The organism is Bradyrhizobium sp. JR4.1 (assembly GCF_040548605.1).
Lineage (GTDB): Bacteria > Pseudomonadota > Alphaproteobacteria > Rhizobiales > Xanthobacteraceae > Bradyrhizobium > Bradyrhizobium canariense.
Genome location: NZ_JBEPRY010000011.1, coordinates 25,254 through 40,562, shown reverse-complemented (window position 1 = coordinate 40,562; position 15,309 = coordinate 25,254). Strand labels below are relative to the sequence as shown.

Below are 15,309 nucleotides of genomic sequence, written 5' to 3'. Positions count from 1 at the left end.
AGCGCGCCGCTTTCAGGCCTTGTTTTCAGGTCTTGTTCTGACGCTGTTTCACTGGCGCAGTCTCGGGCATGAGGCTCATCGCGACTAGTCCGACGATCGCCGCAAGCAGCAGGTACCAGGCCGGCGCCAGCGGATTGCCGGTGACGTGGAGGAGCCAGGTGACCACGAGCTGCGCCGTACCGCCGAAGCTGGCGATCGCGACCGCATAGACGGTCGCGAACACACCGCCGCGGATGCTCTGGGGCAGCGCCTCGGTGAAGGTCGCGTAGAACGCAGTGAACGGCAGCGAGCCGATGACGGACAGGACACCGAAACCAACCAGGAGCGACAACGCGCCGGGGGCATGGACGATCCACAGGAAGGTCGGGTAGGTCAGCAGCAGCGTTGCGAGCTGCGGCCAGATCATCACCGGCTGGCGACCGAGACGATCTGCCAGCCAGCCCCCGACCAGCGCACCGACAAACTGGATGCCATTGCTGACCAGCGACACGGCGAAAGCCAGTGTCGACGACACATGCAGCGTGTTCTGCGCATAGGTCGTCATATATTGGGTGACGTAGGTCGAGATCGTGCCGCTTGCCAGGATCATCAGTGCAAGTCCGATGACGCCAAGGTGCCGTCTCGCCTGCGAAAGATGACTGGTGTGCTCGACGGTGCGGGCACCGGCTTCGGCCTGCGGGATCGTCTCGGGCAGCGTCCGGCGCATCCAGAACCCGAACGGCAGGCACACCGCTCCGATCAGAAACGCCACCCGCCAGCCATAGGCGTCGAGCATCTCTGGCGCCATCGTCCTGCTCAGGATGACGCCGACGAGTGCGCCCGCGGTCGCGGCGATCTCCTGGCTCGCCGGCTGCCAAGCCACCACCAGCGCGCGATGCTGGGGCGGGGCGATCTCGATCAGATAGGCGGTGGTCGGTCCAACCTCCCCGCCCAAAGCAAAGCCTTGCGCCATACGCGCCGCGATCACGATGACGGGCGCTGCAAGGCCGATCGATTGATAGGACGGCGTGAGCGCGATGGTCAGGATCGATAGCCCCATCAGCGCGAAGCTCAGCAGCATGGCAGGCCGCCGGCCGATCCGGTCGGAATAGATCCCGAGCACGATTCCGCCGATCGGCCGCGTCACGAAGCCGGCGCCGAAGGTCGCCAGCGACAGCATCAGGCTGCCGTACTCGCTTCCCGTCGGGAAGAAGGTATGGCCGATCTGGATGGCGAAGAAGCTGTAGGTGATGAAGTCGTAGAATTCGAGCATGTTGCCGACGGTGGCGGCCAATGCTGCGCGCTTGACGCTGAACGGCTTCACTTGCTCGATCACGGACGACACTCTGGCATTCCCGGGCTCGATCCTATTTCGATTTAACCGCCTGGCCGCATTGCAACGCAACATTCATTAACCGAAAACGGTGGTTCCCCCGTCCCCTTTTCCGCTGCCCCAGTTGCGGCCGCCCCGTCCGCTGGCGCAATTCGAGGCGCATCGCGCAACAAATGGGCTTTGCGGTAGTCGCAACGACACATCGTGCCGCACGCACATCCCGCGCTAGCGGAATTTGCACGCAAAGCCGCGGTCATTTGACTGAAATTTTCAGAAGAGTTGAGCCGGGCGATTTACTCGAACTTTCTTCGTGACACTCTAGTTCCACGGTCGGAAGGTTCCGCATCCCTCGGGATCTTCATTATCAGCCGCCCGGATTGCGCTACCAAAAGCTCAATTGAATCAAGATTTATCCGACCTGGAATTGAAATGAACTTGGCTCGCGAATCGATCGAACTGCTGGAACAGGTCGCCCGTATCCTGTGGTTCGAAGGCGCCAAGCACGGCTTGCGCGACCGCGAGTGGATGGCGCTGCGTTTCCTTTCCCGCGCCAACCGGTTTTCCCGGACGCCGTCGGCGCTCGCGAGTTACGTCGGCACCACGCGCGGCACCGCCTCGTTCATCATTGGCGAGCTGGAGCGGCTCGGCTATCTCGAGCGAAAGCGCTCGGCCCAGGACAAGCGGTCAGTGATGCTGAGCGTGACACAACAGGGCAAGAAGTTCCTGGTGCGCGACCCCGTCAACGTCCTCGTCGAGTCCATCGCCGTGCTCGAGGACGAGGCGAAAGTCAGCTTCCGCGACGCGCTCCGCCACGTGCTGGATCAGTCGGACGCAGCCGAACAGCGGCACCATACCGACGTCTGCAAGCGATGCATCTTCCTCCGCGAAGATCGCAGCACCACGGACAGCAGGACGACCGCCGAGTTCAGCTGCCGCCTGTTTCGCGCGCCGATCGCGGAGGCTGAGGTCGATCTGCTATGCACCAGTTTCGAGCATCACCGTAAATAGAAGGCGGCGGCCCTTGATCAGGGCGTTGCCTTGCGTGACGAATAGATGACGCCCCCGCTGGACTCGACCACCAGACGTCCGTTCTCGTTTTTGATCTCCTCGATGCGGCCAAGGCCGGGCACCTGCTGCCCCAGCACCGCCTCGACGACGCCGTTCGGGCCTTGCAGGATCGCAATCCCCTCGTAGGCCTGGCGGACCGACCAGCCTTTGACCGTCTTGCGCGGAGCCGAAATGCGCTCGGACGGTGCTACCGATCCCGTGACCTCGGGCGTAGCGGCCGAGGCCATCATCGGCATTGGCTGTGAAGCGACGGGCGCCGGAGCCTGGGCCTGCACCTGGGCAAGCTTGTCGAGCTTCACCGTAGAGGACGAGCTCACCCGTTCGATGCGATCCAGATTCTCGCCAAAACGGCCAAAACGGTCATTGGTCGCCTTGCTCGACTGATCGACCGCGGTGCGCAGGCCGTCGAGATTGTCGGACACGCCCGACACCTGCCTGCGCAGTTGTGCCACCGTCTCGCGCAGATTCCTGATCTCAGTATTGGCCGCGACGTTGTTCTGGGCGGGCTGCATGGCGAAATAGGCGATCACGCCGGTGCAGGCACAGACGACCAGGATCGCAGCGACCGCCAATGTCGCGAGCGGCGCGACCCATGTCGGACGCGGCGGCGGCGGCTTGGCCACGATCACGGCCGGCTTGATCACGATGGGCGTAGGCTTGGGGATTGCCATCTTGTCGAGGCGCGCCTTGGCGCGAATACGCTTCAGACCCTCGAGCGCCTCTTTCGCCAGAGTTTCATCACTCGCTGCTGCCGGCGCAGGCTTGGTGTTCGCAGCAGGCTTGCTAGTCCCAGAAGGATTGGTATTTGCAAAAGGCTTGGTGTTTGCAAAAAGCTTGGTATTTGCAGAAGGCTTGACCGTCGGCGCCGCATTGTCTTTGGCATCGCGCGTCTCCGCAGCCGGTTTCGCCGCTGCGGAGACATCCGCGGTCGCGTTGGGACGAGCTTGTCCATCGGACAACATGCGAGAATGCTCCGTTCGGTTCGATCTGTCGAACGGTGACGTTATTTGCCGAAGCTTGCCTGAAACGTGCGCGTCCAAAACTTTTCATCACGCGCGGTGCGACGTCACATGAGTCAAACGCGTCACGCACGTGGCGAGAGTGCGACTCGAAAGACACACCCTCGCCAAGATTTCGCCAAGCTGGAGTCGCCTCGCCATACATGAGTCGAATTGTCGCATGTGGAAAGACGATGACGGGAGTCAATCCCGGGTTGAAAACCCTCGATTTGCATGAAGCGCAGCACCGCCCAAAATACCTGTAATCATACGGGGATGCGGAACTTTAGAACCGCCAAGGTGCAAAACTAGTTCGAATTCCAAATCAACTGATGCGATTGAATATACAAAGAAACAACTCGAAACGAATCAACAGCATCAAGCACGTGTAGCAAACGCTTAGTTGCGCACGCTTGATCGGAAATCGGCAATTGTTACGGTCCTACTCAAGTGATTCTCGCCAGTTAGCGAGGAGATCGACAAAGTACAGTGGCGTTCGGACGCATGAGCAACTTGGCGCAACTGTTCTAGGTCGCTTTCTCAATCCGCTCCGCGAGGTGATCCGCAAGACACCCGCCGAGCCTCACGCAGTAAGCGTTCAGTATCGAGTCGAAGTAGCAGGCCTGCGAGACGCAGGCACTGAATGCGTAGGGCTGCCCGCGAATATCGAAACCATAATAACGGTTCGCGGGAAGGAATATCGTCAAACAGCACAGTTGCCGAGCCGGGCATCACAACAACCAACCGGCCGTAACAAGTGCGAAACAGGGGCGAAAAACTGATGTATATTATCGTTGATGATCGCGAGAGCGTCACGAACAGCTATGTCGGAGGGCTCGTTCGCGAAGGTGTATCGTCGATCGGCTTCTCCTCCGGAGAATTCTGGGACTGGCTGCAATCTGCGAGTGAATCGGATCTGGCCGCGGTGGACGCCTTCCTCCTCGGGGATTGCGACACCCGCGGAAGCCTGCCGCGGGCGATGCGCAAGCGCTCCTCGGCTCCCATCATCGCCATGAGCGGCCAGAAGATGCTCAAGAACACGCTGGAGCTCTTCGAATCGGGCGTCGACGACGTCGTCCACGTGCCGATTCACCTCCGCGAGATCCTCGCCCGAACGGCCGCGATTGCGCGCCGCCGGGTCGGGGAACTGCCGCGGCCCTGCGAGACCAGGATCCAGGTCTTCTTCAACGGACGTGACCCCGAGATCGCTGGCCACGCTCTCACCCTGCCCCGCCGCGAACTGCGCATTCTCGAATATATGGTCAGCAACCACGGCAAGTGGGTCACCAAGACGCAGATCTTCAACGCGGTCTACGGCATCTTCGAAGCGACGTTCGACGAGAGCGTGATCGAGAGCCACGTCAGCAAGCTGCGCAAGAAACTCCGCGATCGCCTCGGCTTCGATGCGATCGTGGCCCGCCGTTACGTCGGGTACCGCCTCGACATCCCGGCCGGCGAAACCATCGACGTGCCGATGCAGGAGCTCGACGAGGTCGGCATCCTGCTGAACAGGGCGCATACCGCCCCAGTGGCGTATCCAGCCGGAAACTGATCGGCAGGGCGCTGCCACGCAACCGACAACGGCCTCTGCGAACCATCTTCGCAGAGGCCGTTATAGTTTCGGCGACGTCAACGGCGAACAGAGCCGCGGCAGTACCGGCGCTGCGGCTCGCGTCTAAGTATAATTCTAGAGGCTCGCTTCCGATTCAATCAGAACCGATAATGCCCTAGGGCTTCTGCTGGAATTCTTCCTTCGACACGTAATTGAAGTCCTCGACAAGGACGTCCTGGACGACTTCGGCCTGCATTCGCTCGTTGACACGCTGCTTGATGGCCGTCGTGAGGATGGAGAGGTCGTAACGAGCGAGTTTTCTGAAATCGAGGCGGTCGTCGGCATAGATCCTGCGGAAGGCTTCATCGACGACGAACGGCTCGGGCGGCACGTTGAGCTGGTGCATGGTTCGCGCCTCAACGGTGTAGACAAAGCGCGCGACGATGTAGCCCTGAACGTTGCCACCCTCGACCATGGGCACGCTCAGCGCCCGCGTCTTCTGGTACTGCAGCCCGTCAAGGTATTCGTCCTTTGCCGGCAGCAGGCTGCCATTTTCCTTCCAATAGGCCACGGCGTAGCTCGTTCCCGCGGTGAGGATGCATACCCAGAGCCCGGCTAGCACGAGTCTGATCATTTTCCGTCCTGTGCTGCGCGACCGGTATAGGTGCCGTCCGACTCGGCGTCCTTGATGGCCTTGACTATGATGGTCGCGACCTCGCGCACCGCATCGTAATGCATTTCGAGGATGGAACGGTTTCGCTCGAGCTTCTCGCGCAGCCGCTGGATCTCCTCAGTGATCTCGACCTCGCCGCCGAGGTGCATTCGTGCCCGCATCAGGCGGACGAATTCCAGCATGCTCCGGCTCTTCCGGGCGCTGAACTCGTCGAAGTCGATTTTCTTGCCCGTCGCGAGCGCTGCCGTCTCCTCTTCGACGATGGCTTCGAGCCGGCGGATCGCGGCTAACAGGCCGCGTACCTCGTCCGATCTCGCCGGGTCCGCACCGTCGTTCGCCACCTCACCACCGACATTCGGCAGCAGAACGGGCAACAGCCCATCGCCCGACACGGCTGCCATCGTCGTCGCCTCGGTGTCCACGGCCGGCTGTTCCATCACCATGGCCGCCGCGCCTTCTTGTGCCTGCATAGGAAAGTCACCCTTCAACTTCTGTCATCCATTCCCGGATCGTCATCCGGCCTTGCCCGTAGCATCCGGCCCCGCCGGATGCGCGGCGGCGAGCTGCTTGGCAATGCCAATGCCCTTGCCCTTTGCCAGCTGAGCACCAAGTTGCTCCGCCAGCATCGACTTCCAGACGCCGCCGGCCGTGCCTTTTCCAAAGACCTCCTCCGACTCCTTCGGCAACATCGTCTCGACGAAGGTCTGGAGGATGAAGGCCTCGAACTTGCGGTACACCTCGCCGGATGCCGGCGCCTTGATCACCTGCACCGGCGCTCCGTTCACCGCACCCGACTGCGGTTCCGAAAGCTTCGTCGCGGATTGATCGGCAGCCGCCGCCTTGGCCTTGCCGACCTCCGCATCCATCGTGGCGGCGAAATCCGTGTCCGATGATTTGAGCGCGTCGAGCTTCGCTGTGGCCGCGCGCTGTGTCACGGGATCGGCGGCGTCGAGGACGTCGAGAACGAGGTCGGGTGTCGCGGCCACGATCATGTCTTGGTCCGATTGGCTGGCCGTGGCGTCCACTCGCGCACGGTGAGGCTTGTTCCCGTCATCTCCTCGAGCGATCGCTTCTCGACGTCGCGAAGCTTGTCCGCGAGCGCCGCCTTCGCGACCTGCTCGAACTGCTTCACACGGCGGCTCTCCGCGCGAACCTGGTCGAGCTGCTGCGAGGCCTGGGCCTGAATCGCGCGCGCGCCGACGCTGGTTCTGGTCAGGCGCCGCGCGATCGATTCGCTCGATGATCCCGCCGGCGGCTTCCCCTCGTTGAGAGTTCCGACCAGCCATTCCTGTTCGTCCTGCAAGCTGCGCTCCTGCTGCCGCAGCTGCGCGAGCTGCCACTCTGACAACCGGAGCTGGAGCTTCACGAGCGAGACCATCCGGCCGAGCTTGTCCGCGCGCGACGTCATGGCGATCACTCCGCCAGCCACGATGAGACGCCGAGCATGAATTGCCTCAGGAGCTCGTCGCTGGTGAGGTAGAGCAGCAGGAAGCCGCCGAACAGCACGAAGGGCACCGAGATGAAATAGACCGGAATCGCCGGCGTCAGCTTGTTGATCAGGCCGACCGCCAGGTTGACGACGACCGAATAGACGATGAAAGGGCTGGCGATCCGCAGCGTCAGCACGAATGCCTCCGATAGCCGGCCGACGAGCTGGTCGAGCGGCATGCTGCCGCCGAGCCGGTCGCCGGGATGCCAGACGTCGTAGGAGTTCATCAGCCCGCGCAGGACCTGCCAGTGCTGGTCGGTCATGAAGAACAGCGTCGTGACCGACGTCATGATCAGCGGCACCAGGGCCGGCGCCGGATCGGTGTCGCCGACCGGCGTCCCCGGGATGTTGCTCAGCCCGATCGCGCTGGCCATCACGGTGGCCATGGTCTGGAGTGCGAGAAAGAACACGCGACCGCCGAGCCCGATGACGGCACCGACCACGAGTTCGGAGCAGATCAGGAGCGCGAGCGTCAGCGGCGCCGCGTTGTCCGTGAGAGGTTTCAGGACGGCGGCCAGGATCGGCGTCAGTGCGAACGTCGTCACCAGCGCAACGAACAAGCGGACCTGGGCCGGAACATTGACGCTGGAATAGCCGGGGACCAGCATCAGGCAGGCACCGATGCGGCAGAACACGATGAACGTCACCAGCACGCTGTCGGTGAGGCCGCTGATCACGATATCGCTCCGAGGGCCCTGATTTCGGTGCTGCGCGCGACTTCGACATGCGACAGGATCGGCAGTGTCGGAAAGACCCGCTCCAGGATCATCCGGACGTAGGGACGCGCTTCCGGGGTCACGGCCAGCACCACGCTGGTGCCGTTCTCGGTAAACTTGCGGATCGCGGCGCTGGCTTCGGTCGCGAACTGCTCGATCAGGCGCGGATCGGCGTCGAATTCGACGACGTCGCCCTTGGCGTCGCGCTTCAAGCTCTGGTGGAACGCGAGATCCCAGCGGTTGCCGAGACGGACGACGTTGAGCACGCCGTTGTCGGAGAGATCGCCGCAAATCTGCTGGGCAAGACGCGTACGCACATGCTCTGCCACCTGCTCGGAGCGCCGCACATGGGGCGCGATCTCGGCGATGGCTTCGAGGATCAGATGCAGGTTGCGGATCGACACGCGCTCGGCCAGCAGGATCTTCAGGATCGCCAGCAGCCCCGAATACGATATCTGCGACGGGCAGAGATCCTCGACCAGGCGCTTGTATTCGGGATCGAGCCGGTCGAGCAGGCCGCGCATGTCCTTGTAGGACAGCAGCTGGGCGAGGTTGGCCCTGATCACTTCGCTCAGATGCGTGAGCAGCACCGACAGATTGTCGACCGGCTTGCAGCCCTGACGCTTGACCTCGTCGGTGAACGCGTCCGTCACCCACAGCGCCTTCATGCCGAAGGCCGGCTCGATCACCTCTTCGCCGGGCACGTCGGGCTTGCCGTCCTTGTCGACCAGCACCAGCACTTCGCCGAGCCGGAGCTCGCCCTGGGCGACACGAGTGTCGTGGATCCGGATCTGGTATCCCTTGGGATCGATCGACAGATTGTCGGTGAGCTTGATCTCGGGAACCACGAAGCCGTACTGCTTGGCGAACTTCTTGCGGATCTTGGCCACGCGGTGCGCCAGTTCGTTGCGCGACCCGAGCAGATGGACCGAGAGGTGCCCGCCGAGCGCCAGCTCGATCTCCGCGGTCTTGAGCGATTCCTTGACGGATTCCTTGGCATCGACCTGGGCACGTTCGTCGGCCTTGCGCGCATCTTCCTTCTGCTTCAGGGCTGCCTGCCGCCTGGGCAACGAGTATCCTACGAAGGCCATGACGCCGCCGAGCAGCAGGAAGGGCGCCGTCGGCAGCCCCGGCATCAAGGCGAGCACGAACATCATCAGCGCGGCGGCCGACACCGCGCGCGGATAGCCGCCGAGCTGCCGCAACACGGCCTGCTCGGCCGAACCCCTGGTGCCGCCCTTCGAGACGAGCAGGCCCGCCGACAGCGACACGATCAGCGCCGGCATCTGCGTTACCAGACCGTCGCCCACGGACAGCTTGGTGTAGACGTCGGCGGCGCGTGCCAGCGTCAACCCGTGATGCGTCACGCCAATGATGATACCGCCGAAAATGTTGATCGCGGTGATGATCAAACCGGCGACGGCGTCGCCGCGAACGAATTTCGAGGCACCGTCCATGGCGCCGAAGAACGCGCTCTCCTCTTCCAGCTCGCGGCGCCGGCGCTGGGCTTCCTTGTCGTCGATCAGGCCCGCGGACAGATCCGCGTCGATCGCCATCTGCTTGCCGGGGATGGCATCCAGAGTGAAACGGGCGCCGACTTCGGCGATACGCGTCGCGCCCTTGGTGATCACGACGAAGTTCACCGTGACCAGAATCGCGAAAATGATCAGGCCGATGACGAAGTCGCCGCCCATGACGAACTTCGAGAAACCGGCAACGACATGGCCCGCGGCGTTTTCCCCCTCCCCGCCGCGCGACAGGATGAGACGGGTCGTTGCGACGTTGAGCGCAAGCCGCAGGATCGTCGCGATCAGGAGCACGGTCGGGAAGGCCGAGAAATCGAGCGGCCGCTGGATCCACAGCGCGACCATCAGGATCAGCGCCGACAGCGCGATCGAGAACGCGAGGCCGAGATCGATCAGGATCGGCGGTATGGGCAGGAACAGGATCGTGAGCATGGCCACGATGCCGCCTGCGAAAAAGGCGTCGGCGCCCAATCGTCGCGGGGTCGGCAGGCTAGCGGCTAACGTATCGGACATGGGTCACCGGCAGAGGATCCGGCCCGTAATCTGCCGTGCAAAGCTTACGCGGGGGTGGTGGCAGGGGTGGCAGAGGCGGCCGGGACCGTCCGGATCAGAAGCCGCGCTCGATGTGCGAATAGACCATCTCGGTGAAGGTGGAGAGATGGGCTCCGATGAAGGAGCCGGAGACGGCAACGACCACGAGAATGACGATGATCTTCGGAACGAAGGTCAGCGTCACCTCCTGGATCTGGGTCAGCGCCTGGATCAGCGCGATGATGGTGCCGACCAGCATCGCGGCACCGACGGCAGGCCCGGAGGCGACGATGATGGTCCAGATCGCCGCCTGGACGATGTCGAGAGCATCCCGTTCGTTCATGACTGGCTGATGGTGAGACCGGGGCCGATCGCGACTTTGGTGCCGTTCTCGAGCGTCGCGACCGAGCCGTCGCTGTTGATGGAGATCGAAGCGACCTTGCCGCTGAAGCTCGCTCCGGTCGCGTCCGTGAAGCTGACGGTCTTTCCGATCAGCCCGTCGGCCTGCGACAGCGACTGCGAAGACAGCAGAGCGTCGAGCTTGGTATTGGTCTGCATCGCCTGCTCGACCGACGAGAGCTGTGCAAACTGACTCATATATTGCGAGGTATCCATCGGATTGGTCGGATCCTGGTTTTTCATCTCCGCGATGAGGAGCTGAAGAAACGTGTTGTAGTCGACGCCGGTGCTCGACTTCGGCGTCGTCGAGCTGGTCGAACTGGACGACTTGCTGGTGCTATCGGTCGCGCTGGTGACGTTCATGTAGTTCTCCTGTCAGGCAGCCTCGAATGGGGAATCGATCGTGGCGCCGGCCAGGATCGCCTGCTCCACTGGAAACAGTGCCCGGATCCGCTTGAGCGCCTCGAAGTAACGGGTCGCTCCGACCAGGTCGTCGACCGCGCCAAGCCCGACCAGCATCTCCTGGCTCTCGCACACCGCGAGCAGGGCCGCGTGATGCTGCGCGTAGAGAGCCGAAGCATCGCGGACGTCAGTCGGATTCATCAGCATGAGCTGGACGATGAAATAGAGCTGCCGCAGCGCCGTGGTGGCGTCGGAGGCCTGCATGATCTGCCCTTCGAGCAGGAACATCACGTCGTTGACGAGCTCGACGGAGACCTTGCGGTCCACGCGCAGCACCGCGCCGTTGATGTAGACCCGTTCGCCCGCACGCAAGGATATCTTCATCAAAGTGCGTCTCGGATCAGGCGGTTGATTTCGATGAGCTGGATCACGTCGTTCGACTTTTCTTCACGAAGGCGGTCGGCTTCCTTGACCACCCACAGGCCGATCGAGATGATGTCGGCGCGCAGCTTTTCCGGAAGTCCGTTTTCCGGATGCGCGAGATCCTCGATGAAGATCGTCCACAGCCGCCGCACATAGAGCAGGCTCTCGACCAGATCCTCGAGGCTGAAGCGGTCCGACTGGATCCGCTCGAGCCGGTCGATGCCGAGGCTGAGCGCCTGCCGCTCGCGGCCCCGCGCCTCATAGCCGCTCTCGTCGACGACCGATTCATAGGCTTCAAACGTCATCAGGACAACTCTGCGCAGGAGACCGAACAACAAGACAAGGGTTACGCGCCTTACGAAGGAGCTGGACTCAGAGATAGTTGATGAGGCTGATCTTCTGGAGCTGCGAGGTGAGCGCAAGTGCCGTCTGGATCTGCGTCTGCAAGGTGTTGACCCTGACGGAGGCTTCCGTCGGATCGACCTTCTCTATACCGACGATCTGATTGTTCAGAATATCCTGCTGCGTCTTGAGCTTGTCGGTTGCGGAGGTGATCCGCTGCTGGACCGTGCCGATGTCGCCGCCGAGGGTCGCAAGGTCAGTGATGGCGTTTCCGACAAGGCCGATGGCCTTGTCCACGACGACCTGGAACGTCGCTTGGTCCAGGTTGGCGTTCCCGAGATCCGCCATCATGGTGTAGGCCTCGGCGAGCTTGCGGAAGCCCGGCTGATTGGCGCTGACGGAGGTATCGGCAATCTCGGTCGTGGAGATGCGGCTTTGCATCACCTGGTCGGTCGCCGATGACCAATTCGTGTTCCAGGCCGGGCTCGCGAACTCGGCATCGAAGGTGGTGTCGAGGAAGGTCTGCATCTGGGCCGGGGTGATGGTGTTCACGCTGGGCGATGATTGCGAGAAGCCGAAGGTCGCAAGGAAGTCGGCGTCGACCTGGTTCTTGCTGGCCGAGCCCGCGGTGTAGGCCGTGATCGGCGTGTTCTGCGTGTTGATGCCCGCAAAGAGAGACGAGCCGTTATAGGAGACGTTCAGCGCGCCAATCAGATCCTGGAGGTTGGAGGACGCAGGTGGCAGGATGATGCGCCCGCCGCCATCGGTACTGCGCGCCGCGATCAGGTCCTTGAGGAAGTCCGTCGCGGTCGATCCAAGCTGGGTGATCCGGCTCTGCGTTATGTCCAGTCGCCCCGCGACGAGCCCATTGGTATCGACGAGCTGATCGGCGAAGCTCAAATCCGCCCGCAGGGTGACGTCGCCTCCCGTCGTGGCACCAAGCTCGAGGCCGACATCGGCGAAGCGGCCGGTGGTGGCTTCCTTCGAAGCCTTGGCCAGCGCGGCCTGATTGTTGGTGATCGAGGATCTCAACGACGAAGACAGCATCAAGGTCGAGATGTAGTTCGCGCTCATCATGACTTAATTTCCCACGGCAGCCAGCAGACTCTGCAACATTTCGTCGACGGTCGAGATGATCTTCGACGAGGCCGAATAGGTGCGCTCGACCTGGAGCATCAACGACATCTCGTCATCCATGTTGACGCCGCTGACGTTCGACAGCGCCGCGGTGCTGCGGTCGAGCAGCGTTTTCTGGTAGGTGACGTTGGAGTCCGCGGTCTTGCGCTGGTTTTCGATCCAGCTCGCCGACGACGACGCGAAGTCGATCAAGCTGCCGCTCGGCTTGCCTTGCGTGGTCGCATCGAACGGCTGCGAGGCATCCATGGCGCCGATGAGCTGCTGCAGCCGGGCCGAGTAGCCGCCGTTGCCCGCGGTATTGTATTGGTACGCGACGTTGCCGCTGATCGCGCCGTCGCGCAGCAGATTGGGATTGCCGCCCTGGGCCGGATCGACCGATGCAGCGACCGAAATGGTACCAGCGAGGCCCACCAGGACGGTGGCGCTCGCCGGCATCGCCGGCGCGCCGGGGTAGGTGAAGAGACCGGGGACATCGGGCAGCGTCGGAACAGCCGACTGGTCACTTTCCTTGAAGGCGTCGACCAGGCCGCGCGCGATTTCGTCGAGCTGGCTCTGGTAAGTAACCGTGTCATTGTCGCGCAGCTGCGCCAAGCCAGCAAGCTTGCCGGACTTGAGCGGCATCACGGAATTGGCGCCGGTCACCGGAACACCGTCGATATAGACGGCATTGCCGGTGGTGCCGGCCGTATAGGCGTTCGTCGGCGCAAAGCTCACCGTTCGCGCCGTCTTGTCGAACAGCACGACGCCGCTGTCGGTATAGAGCGCCGCGTCGCCGTTGGGACGGAGCGACATCGAGACCCCGACCTCCTGCGACATCTGCGAGACGATGCTGTCGCGCTGGTCGAGGTAGTCCGTGATGTCGTCGCCGGAGATCGTCCCCTTCACGATCGCGGTGTTGACGGTCTGGAACTGGGAGAGCAACCGATTGATGTTTTGAACCGACGTTTGCATGTCGGCATCCGCGCCCTCACGGGCCGACTGCACGGTCAGAGTCGCCTGATTGAGCGCGGTCGCCATGTCCTTGGCGGACGTCACCGCTGCCTGCGCCAGCGTGGTGTTATCCGGGGCGTTGGCATATTGCTGGAGCGCCTTCTTCAGCGCATTGAGCTGCGCCGTCGGCGACTGGTCGAGTTCCGGATCGTCCACCGTGGCAGACGCGATCTTCTGGAGACCGTCAAGGATCGCGCTCTGCTTGGCCGACGTCGAGGTTGCGGTCAGCACGTTGGTGTAGAGACCCGAGCTCGCGGCGCGCTGGATCGCCGCCACGTAGACGCCGGTTCCCGGGAGGTTGTCCAGCACGGCAATCTTGCGCGAATAGCCGGTGGAGCTGGCACCGGCTATGTTGCGCGAAATGACCGACGACTGGATGCCCGACGCCATCAGCGAGGAGCGGGCGGATTCGAGAGCGGCGGTAAGGTTCATGATCTGCTCTTGCCGGGAACGAGCGCTGAGAGACTCAGCGCTTCAGGTTGACGACGACGTCCAGCAGATCGGCGCCGGTCTGGAATGATTTCGAATTCGCGGTGAAACCTCGCTGCGCCTCGATCATCGAGGTCAACTCGTCCGCGAGATCGACGTTGGAATCTTCCAGAGCACCGGACTGGATCGTGCCGAGCCCGCTCTTGCCAGACACATCGACCTGCACGTTTCCAGAATCCAGGTTCGGCGAATAGACGTTGCCGACTTCGGGCGTCAGATGGTCCGGGCTCGGAACGGTCGCGAGCGCGATCTGAAAGCTCGGCAGCGTGGTGCCGTTCTTGAGGACGGCGGTGACCACGCCCTTGCTGTCGATGTTCACCTTGTCCACCGCGGACGGAGCGTTGCCGTCGACCGTGGCCTTGAAGTCGAAGCTGGAAGCGACCTGGGTCATCGCCGAGAGGTCGATCGTGAGAGGGAAACTCGTCGAACCGCTGGGGACGGTCAGAGGCATCGTTTTTGTACTCGCCGCAGCGAGCGCACCCTTGCCGACGGCTGTGACGTCGAAAGTGAAAGTCGTAGCAGGACCCGGCGTCGAAATCATAGCTCCCGTCGGATCGTAAACCTCGATATCCCATGTATCGGCCGCTGTCTTTGCCGCATAGACGTTGAGAGTTATCGGGTTGCCGATGTTGTCGTAAGTCACCATTGACGTCTTCGACGTATAGTTGCCCGGACCTGCAGGCGTGGCCGGAAACGCGACGACCGCAGCACTGGGATCCAGGTTGGCAGCCACCGTCGCTTTGGTCGAAGCCGACGCCTGGAGCGCCATCTGGTTGACGTTGACGACCTGCAGGTTGCCGAAACCGTTGGCGACAGTATTGGGCACGGCTCCGTTCTGGATGTTGTAGCCCATCAGCTGGAAGCCGGCGGCGTTGACGAGATTGCCCGTGCTGTCGGGCACGAACGCACCGGCGCGCGTCAGGAAGTTGTTGCCGTTCGGATCCTGCACCACGAAGAAGCCGTTGCCTTGAACCGCGAGATCCGTCGCCGAGGTCGTGAACTGGTAATTGCCGGCATCGGAGATCGCGTAACGCACCGTGGTCTCGACCGCGCCGGAATCGTAATTGCCCGAGCCGCTCTTCAGGATCAGCGAGGAAAACTCGGTCGAAGCCCGCTTGTAGCCGGTGGTGTTGACGTTCGCGATGTTGTCCGAAACCGTCGACAGCTTGTTGGACTGCGCGCTCATCCCGGAAACGCCGGTGCGCATAACACCATACAGGCTCATGAATTAGGCTCCTTTGGTAGGTTGCAGTTACAATGGA

17 protein-coding genes are annotated in these 15,309 nt (G+C 62.5%); 2 read left to right on the top strand and 15 right to left on the bottom strand.

Annotated features, from left to right (window positions below):
* Positions 1-25 precede the first annotated feature (25 nt).
* On the bottom strand, positions 26-1,315 hold the full coding sequence (locus tag ABIB90_RS21665; RefSeq protein ID WP_354201406.1) for an MFS transporter: 1,290 nt from the start codon (positions 1,313-1,315) through the stop codon (positions 26-28).
* Between the two features lie 426 nt (positions 1,316-1,741).
* Between ABIB90_RS21665 and ABIB90_RS21660 the strand changes: the two genes are divergently transcribed.
* Entirely contained in the window at positions 1,742-2,320 is a 579-nt protein-coding gene (locus ABIB90_RS21660; RefSeq protein WP_354160472.1) for a MarR family winged helix-turn-helix transcriptional regulator, read from the top strand.
* A 17-nt stretch (positions 2,321-2,337) separates the two neighbouring features.
* On the opposite strand, the gene ABIB90_RS21655 is transcribed toward ABIB90_RS21660, so the two are convergent.
* Positions 2,338-3,342 carry a hypothetical protein gene (locus ABIB90_RS21655; protein ID WP_354201321.1) on the bottom strand — a complete coding sequence of 335 codons (1,005 nt, stop codon included), beginning with the start codon at positions 3,340-3,342 and terminating at the stop codon, positions 2,338-2,340.
* An 817-nt stretch (positions 3,343-4,159) separates the two neighbouring features.
* On the opposite strand from ABIB90_RS21655, the gene ABIB90_RS21650 reads away from it, so the two are divergent.
* Positions 4,160-4,930: a response regulator transcription factor gene (locus ABIB90_RS21650; protein ID WP_007595845.1), complete on the top strand. Its 771-nt coding sequence runs from the start codon at positions 4,160-4,162 to the stop codon at positions 4,928-4,930.
* Positions 4,931-5,105: 175 nt separating this feature from the next.
* On the opposite strand, the gene ABIB90_RS21645 is transcribed toward ABIB90_RS21650, so the two are convergent.
* The 13 genes from ABIB90_RS21645 to ABIB90_RS21585 all read right to left on the bottom strand — a co-directional run bounded on the left by ABIB90_RS21645 (position 5,106) and on the right by ABIB90_RS21585 (position 15,272).
* Positions 5,106-5,564 carry a hypothetical protein gene (locus ABIB90_RS21645; RefSeq protein ID WP_007595846.1) on the bottom strand — a complete coding sequence of 153 codons (459 nt, stop codon included), beginning with the start codon at positions 5,562-5,564 and terminating at the stop codon, positions 5,106-5,108.
* Entirely contained in the window at positions 5,561-6,073 is a 513-nt protein-coding gene (locus ABIB90_RS21640) for a flagellar biosynthesis protein FlgN (RefSeq protein ID WP_088940978.1), read from the bottom strand. The genes ABIB90_RS21645 and ABIB90_RS21640 overlap by 4 nt, the downstream gene beginning before the upstream one ends.
* Positions 6,074-6,115: 42 nt before the next feature.
* A complete protein-coding gene (locus ABIB90_RS21635) occupies positions 6,116-6,595 on the bottom strand; it encodes a rod-binding protein (protein WP_354201320.1) in 480 nt (159 codons plus the stop codon).
* Positions 6,592-7,011: a hypothetical protein gene (locus tag ABIB90_RS21630; protein WP_035995241.1), complete on the bottom strand. Its 420-nt coding sequence runs from the start codon at positions 7,009-7,011 to the stop codon at positions 6,592-6,594. The genes ABIB90_RS21635 and ABIB90_RS21630 overlap by 4 nt, the downstream gene beginning before the upstream one ends.
* A gap of 5 nt (positions 7,012-7,016) precedes the next feature.
* A complete protein-coding gene (fliR, locus tag ABIB90_RS21625) occupies positions 7,017-7,769 on the bottom strand; it encodes a flagellar biosynthesis protein FliR (protein WP_219681265.1) in 753 nt (250 codons plus the stop codon).
* Positions 7,766-9,847: a flagellar biosynthesis protein FlhA gene (gene flhA / locus ABIB90_RS21620; protein ID WP_007595850.1), complete on the bottom strand. Its 2,082-nt coding sequence runs from the start codon at positions 9,845-9,847 to the stop codon at positions 7,766-7,768. The genes fliR and flhA overlap by 4 nt, the downstream gene beginning before the upstream one ends.
* Positions 9,848-9,941: 94 nt before the next feature.
* Entirely contained in the window at positions 9,942-10,208 is a 267-nt protein-coding gene (fliQ, locus tag ABIB90_RS21615; protein WP_018453982.1) for a flagellar biosynthesis protein FliQ, read from the bottom strand.
* Positions 10,205-10,627, bottom strand: a complete 423-nt coding sequence (gene flgD, locus ABIB90_RS21610; protein ID WP_007595852.1) for a flagellar hook assembly protein FlgD — start codon at positions 10,625-10,627, stop codon at positions 10,205-10,207. Before flgD ends, fliQ begins: the two co-directional genes overlap by 4 nt.
* 12 nt (positions 10,628-10,639) lie before the next feature.
* Positions 10,640-11,050, bottom strand: a complete 411-nt coding sequence (flbT, locus tag ABIB90_RS21605) for a flagellar biosynthesis repressor FlbT (protein ID WP_354160466.1) — start codon at positions 11,048-11,050, stop codon at positions 10,640-10,642.
* On the bottom strand, positions 11,050-11,394 hold the full coding sequence (flaF, locus tag ABIB90_RS21600) for a flagellar biosynthesis regulator FlaF (RefSeq protein ID WP_007595854.1): 345 nt from the start codon (positions 11,392-11,394) through the stop codon (positions 11,050-11,052). Before flaF ends, flbT begins: the two co-directional genes overlap by 1 nt.
* A gap of 67 nt (positions 11,395-11,461) precedes the next feature.
* Positions 11,462-12,508, bottom strand: coding sequence for a flagellar hook-associated family protein (locus ABIB90_RS21595; RefSeq protein WP_354160464.1), 1,047 nt, complete (start codon positions 12,506-12,508; stop codon positions 11,462-11,464).
* Positions 12,509-12,511: 3 nt separating this feature from the next.
* Complete coding sequence (gene flgK / locus ABIB90_RS21590) at positions 12,512-13,990, bottom strand: flagellar hook-associated protein FlgK (RefSeq protein ID WP_354160462.1); 1,479 nt, start codon at positions 13,988-13,990, stop codon at positions 12,512-12,514.
* A 34-nt stretch (positions 13,991-14,024) separates the two neighbouring features.
* On the bottom strand, positions 14,025-15,272 hold the full coding sequence (locus ABIB90_RS21585) for a flagellar hook protein FlgE (protein WP_354201319.1): 1,248 nt from the start codon (positions 15,270-15,272) through the stop codon (positions 14,025-14,027).
* Positions 15,273-15,309 lie beyond the last annotated feature (37 nt).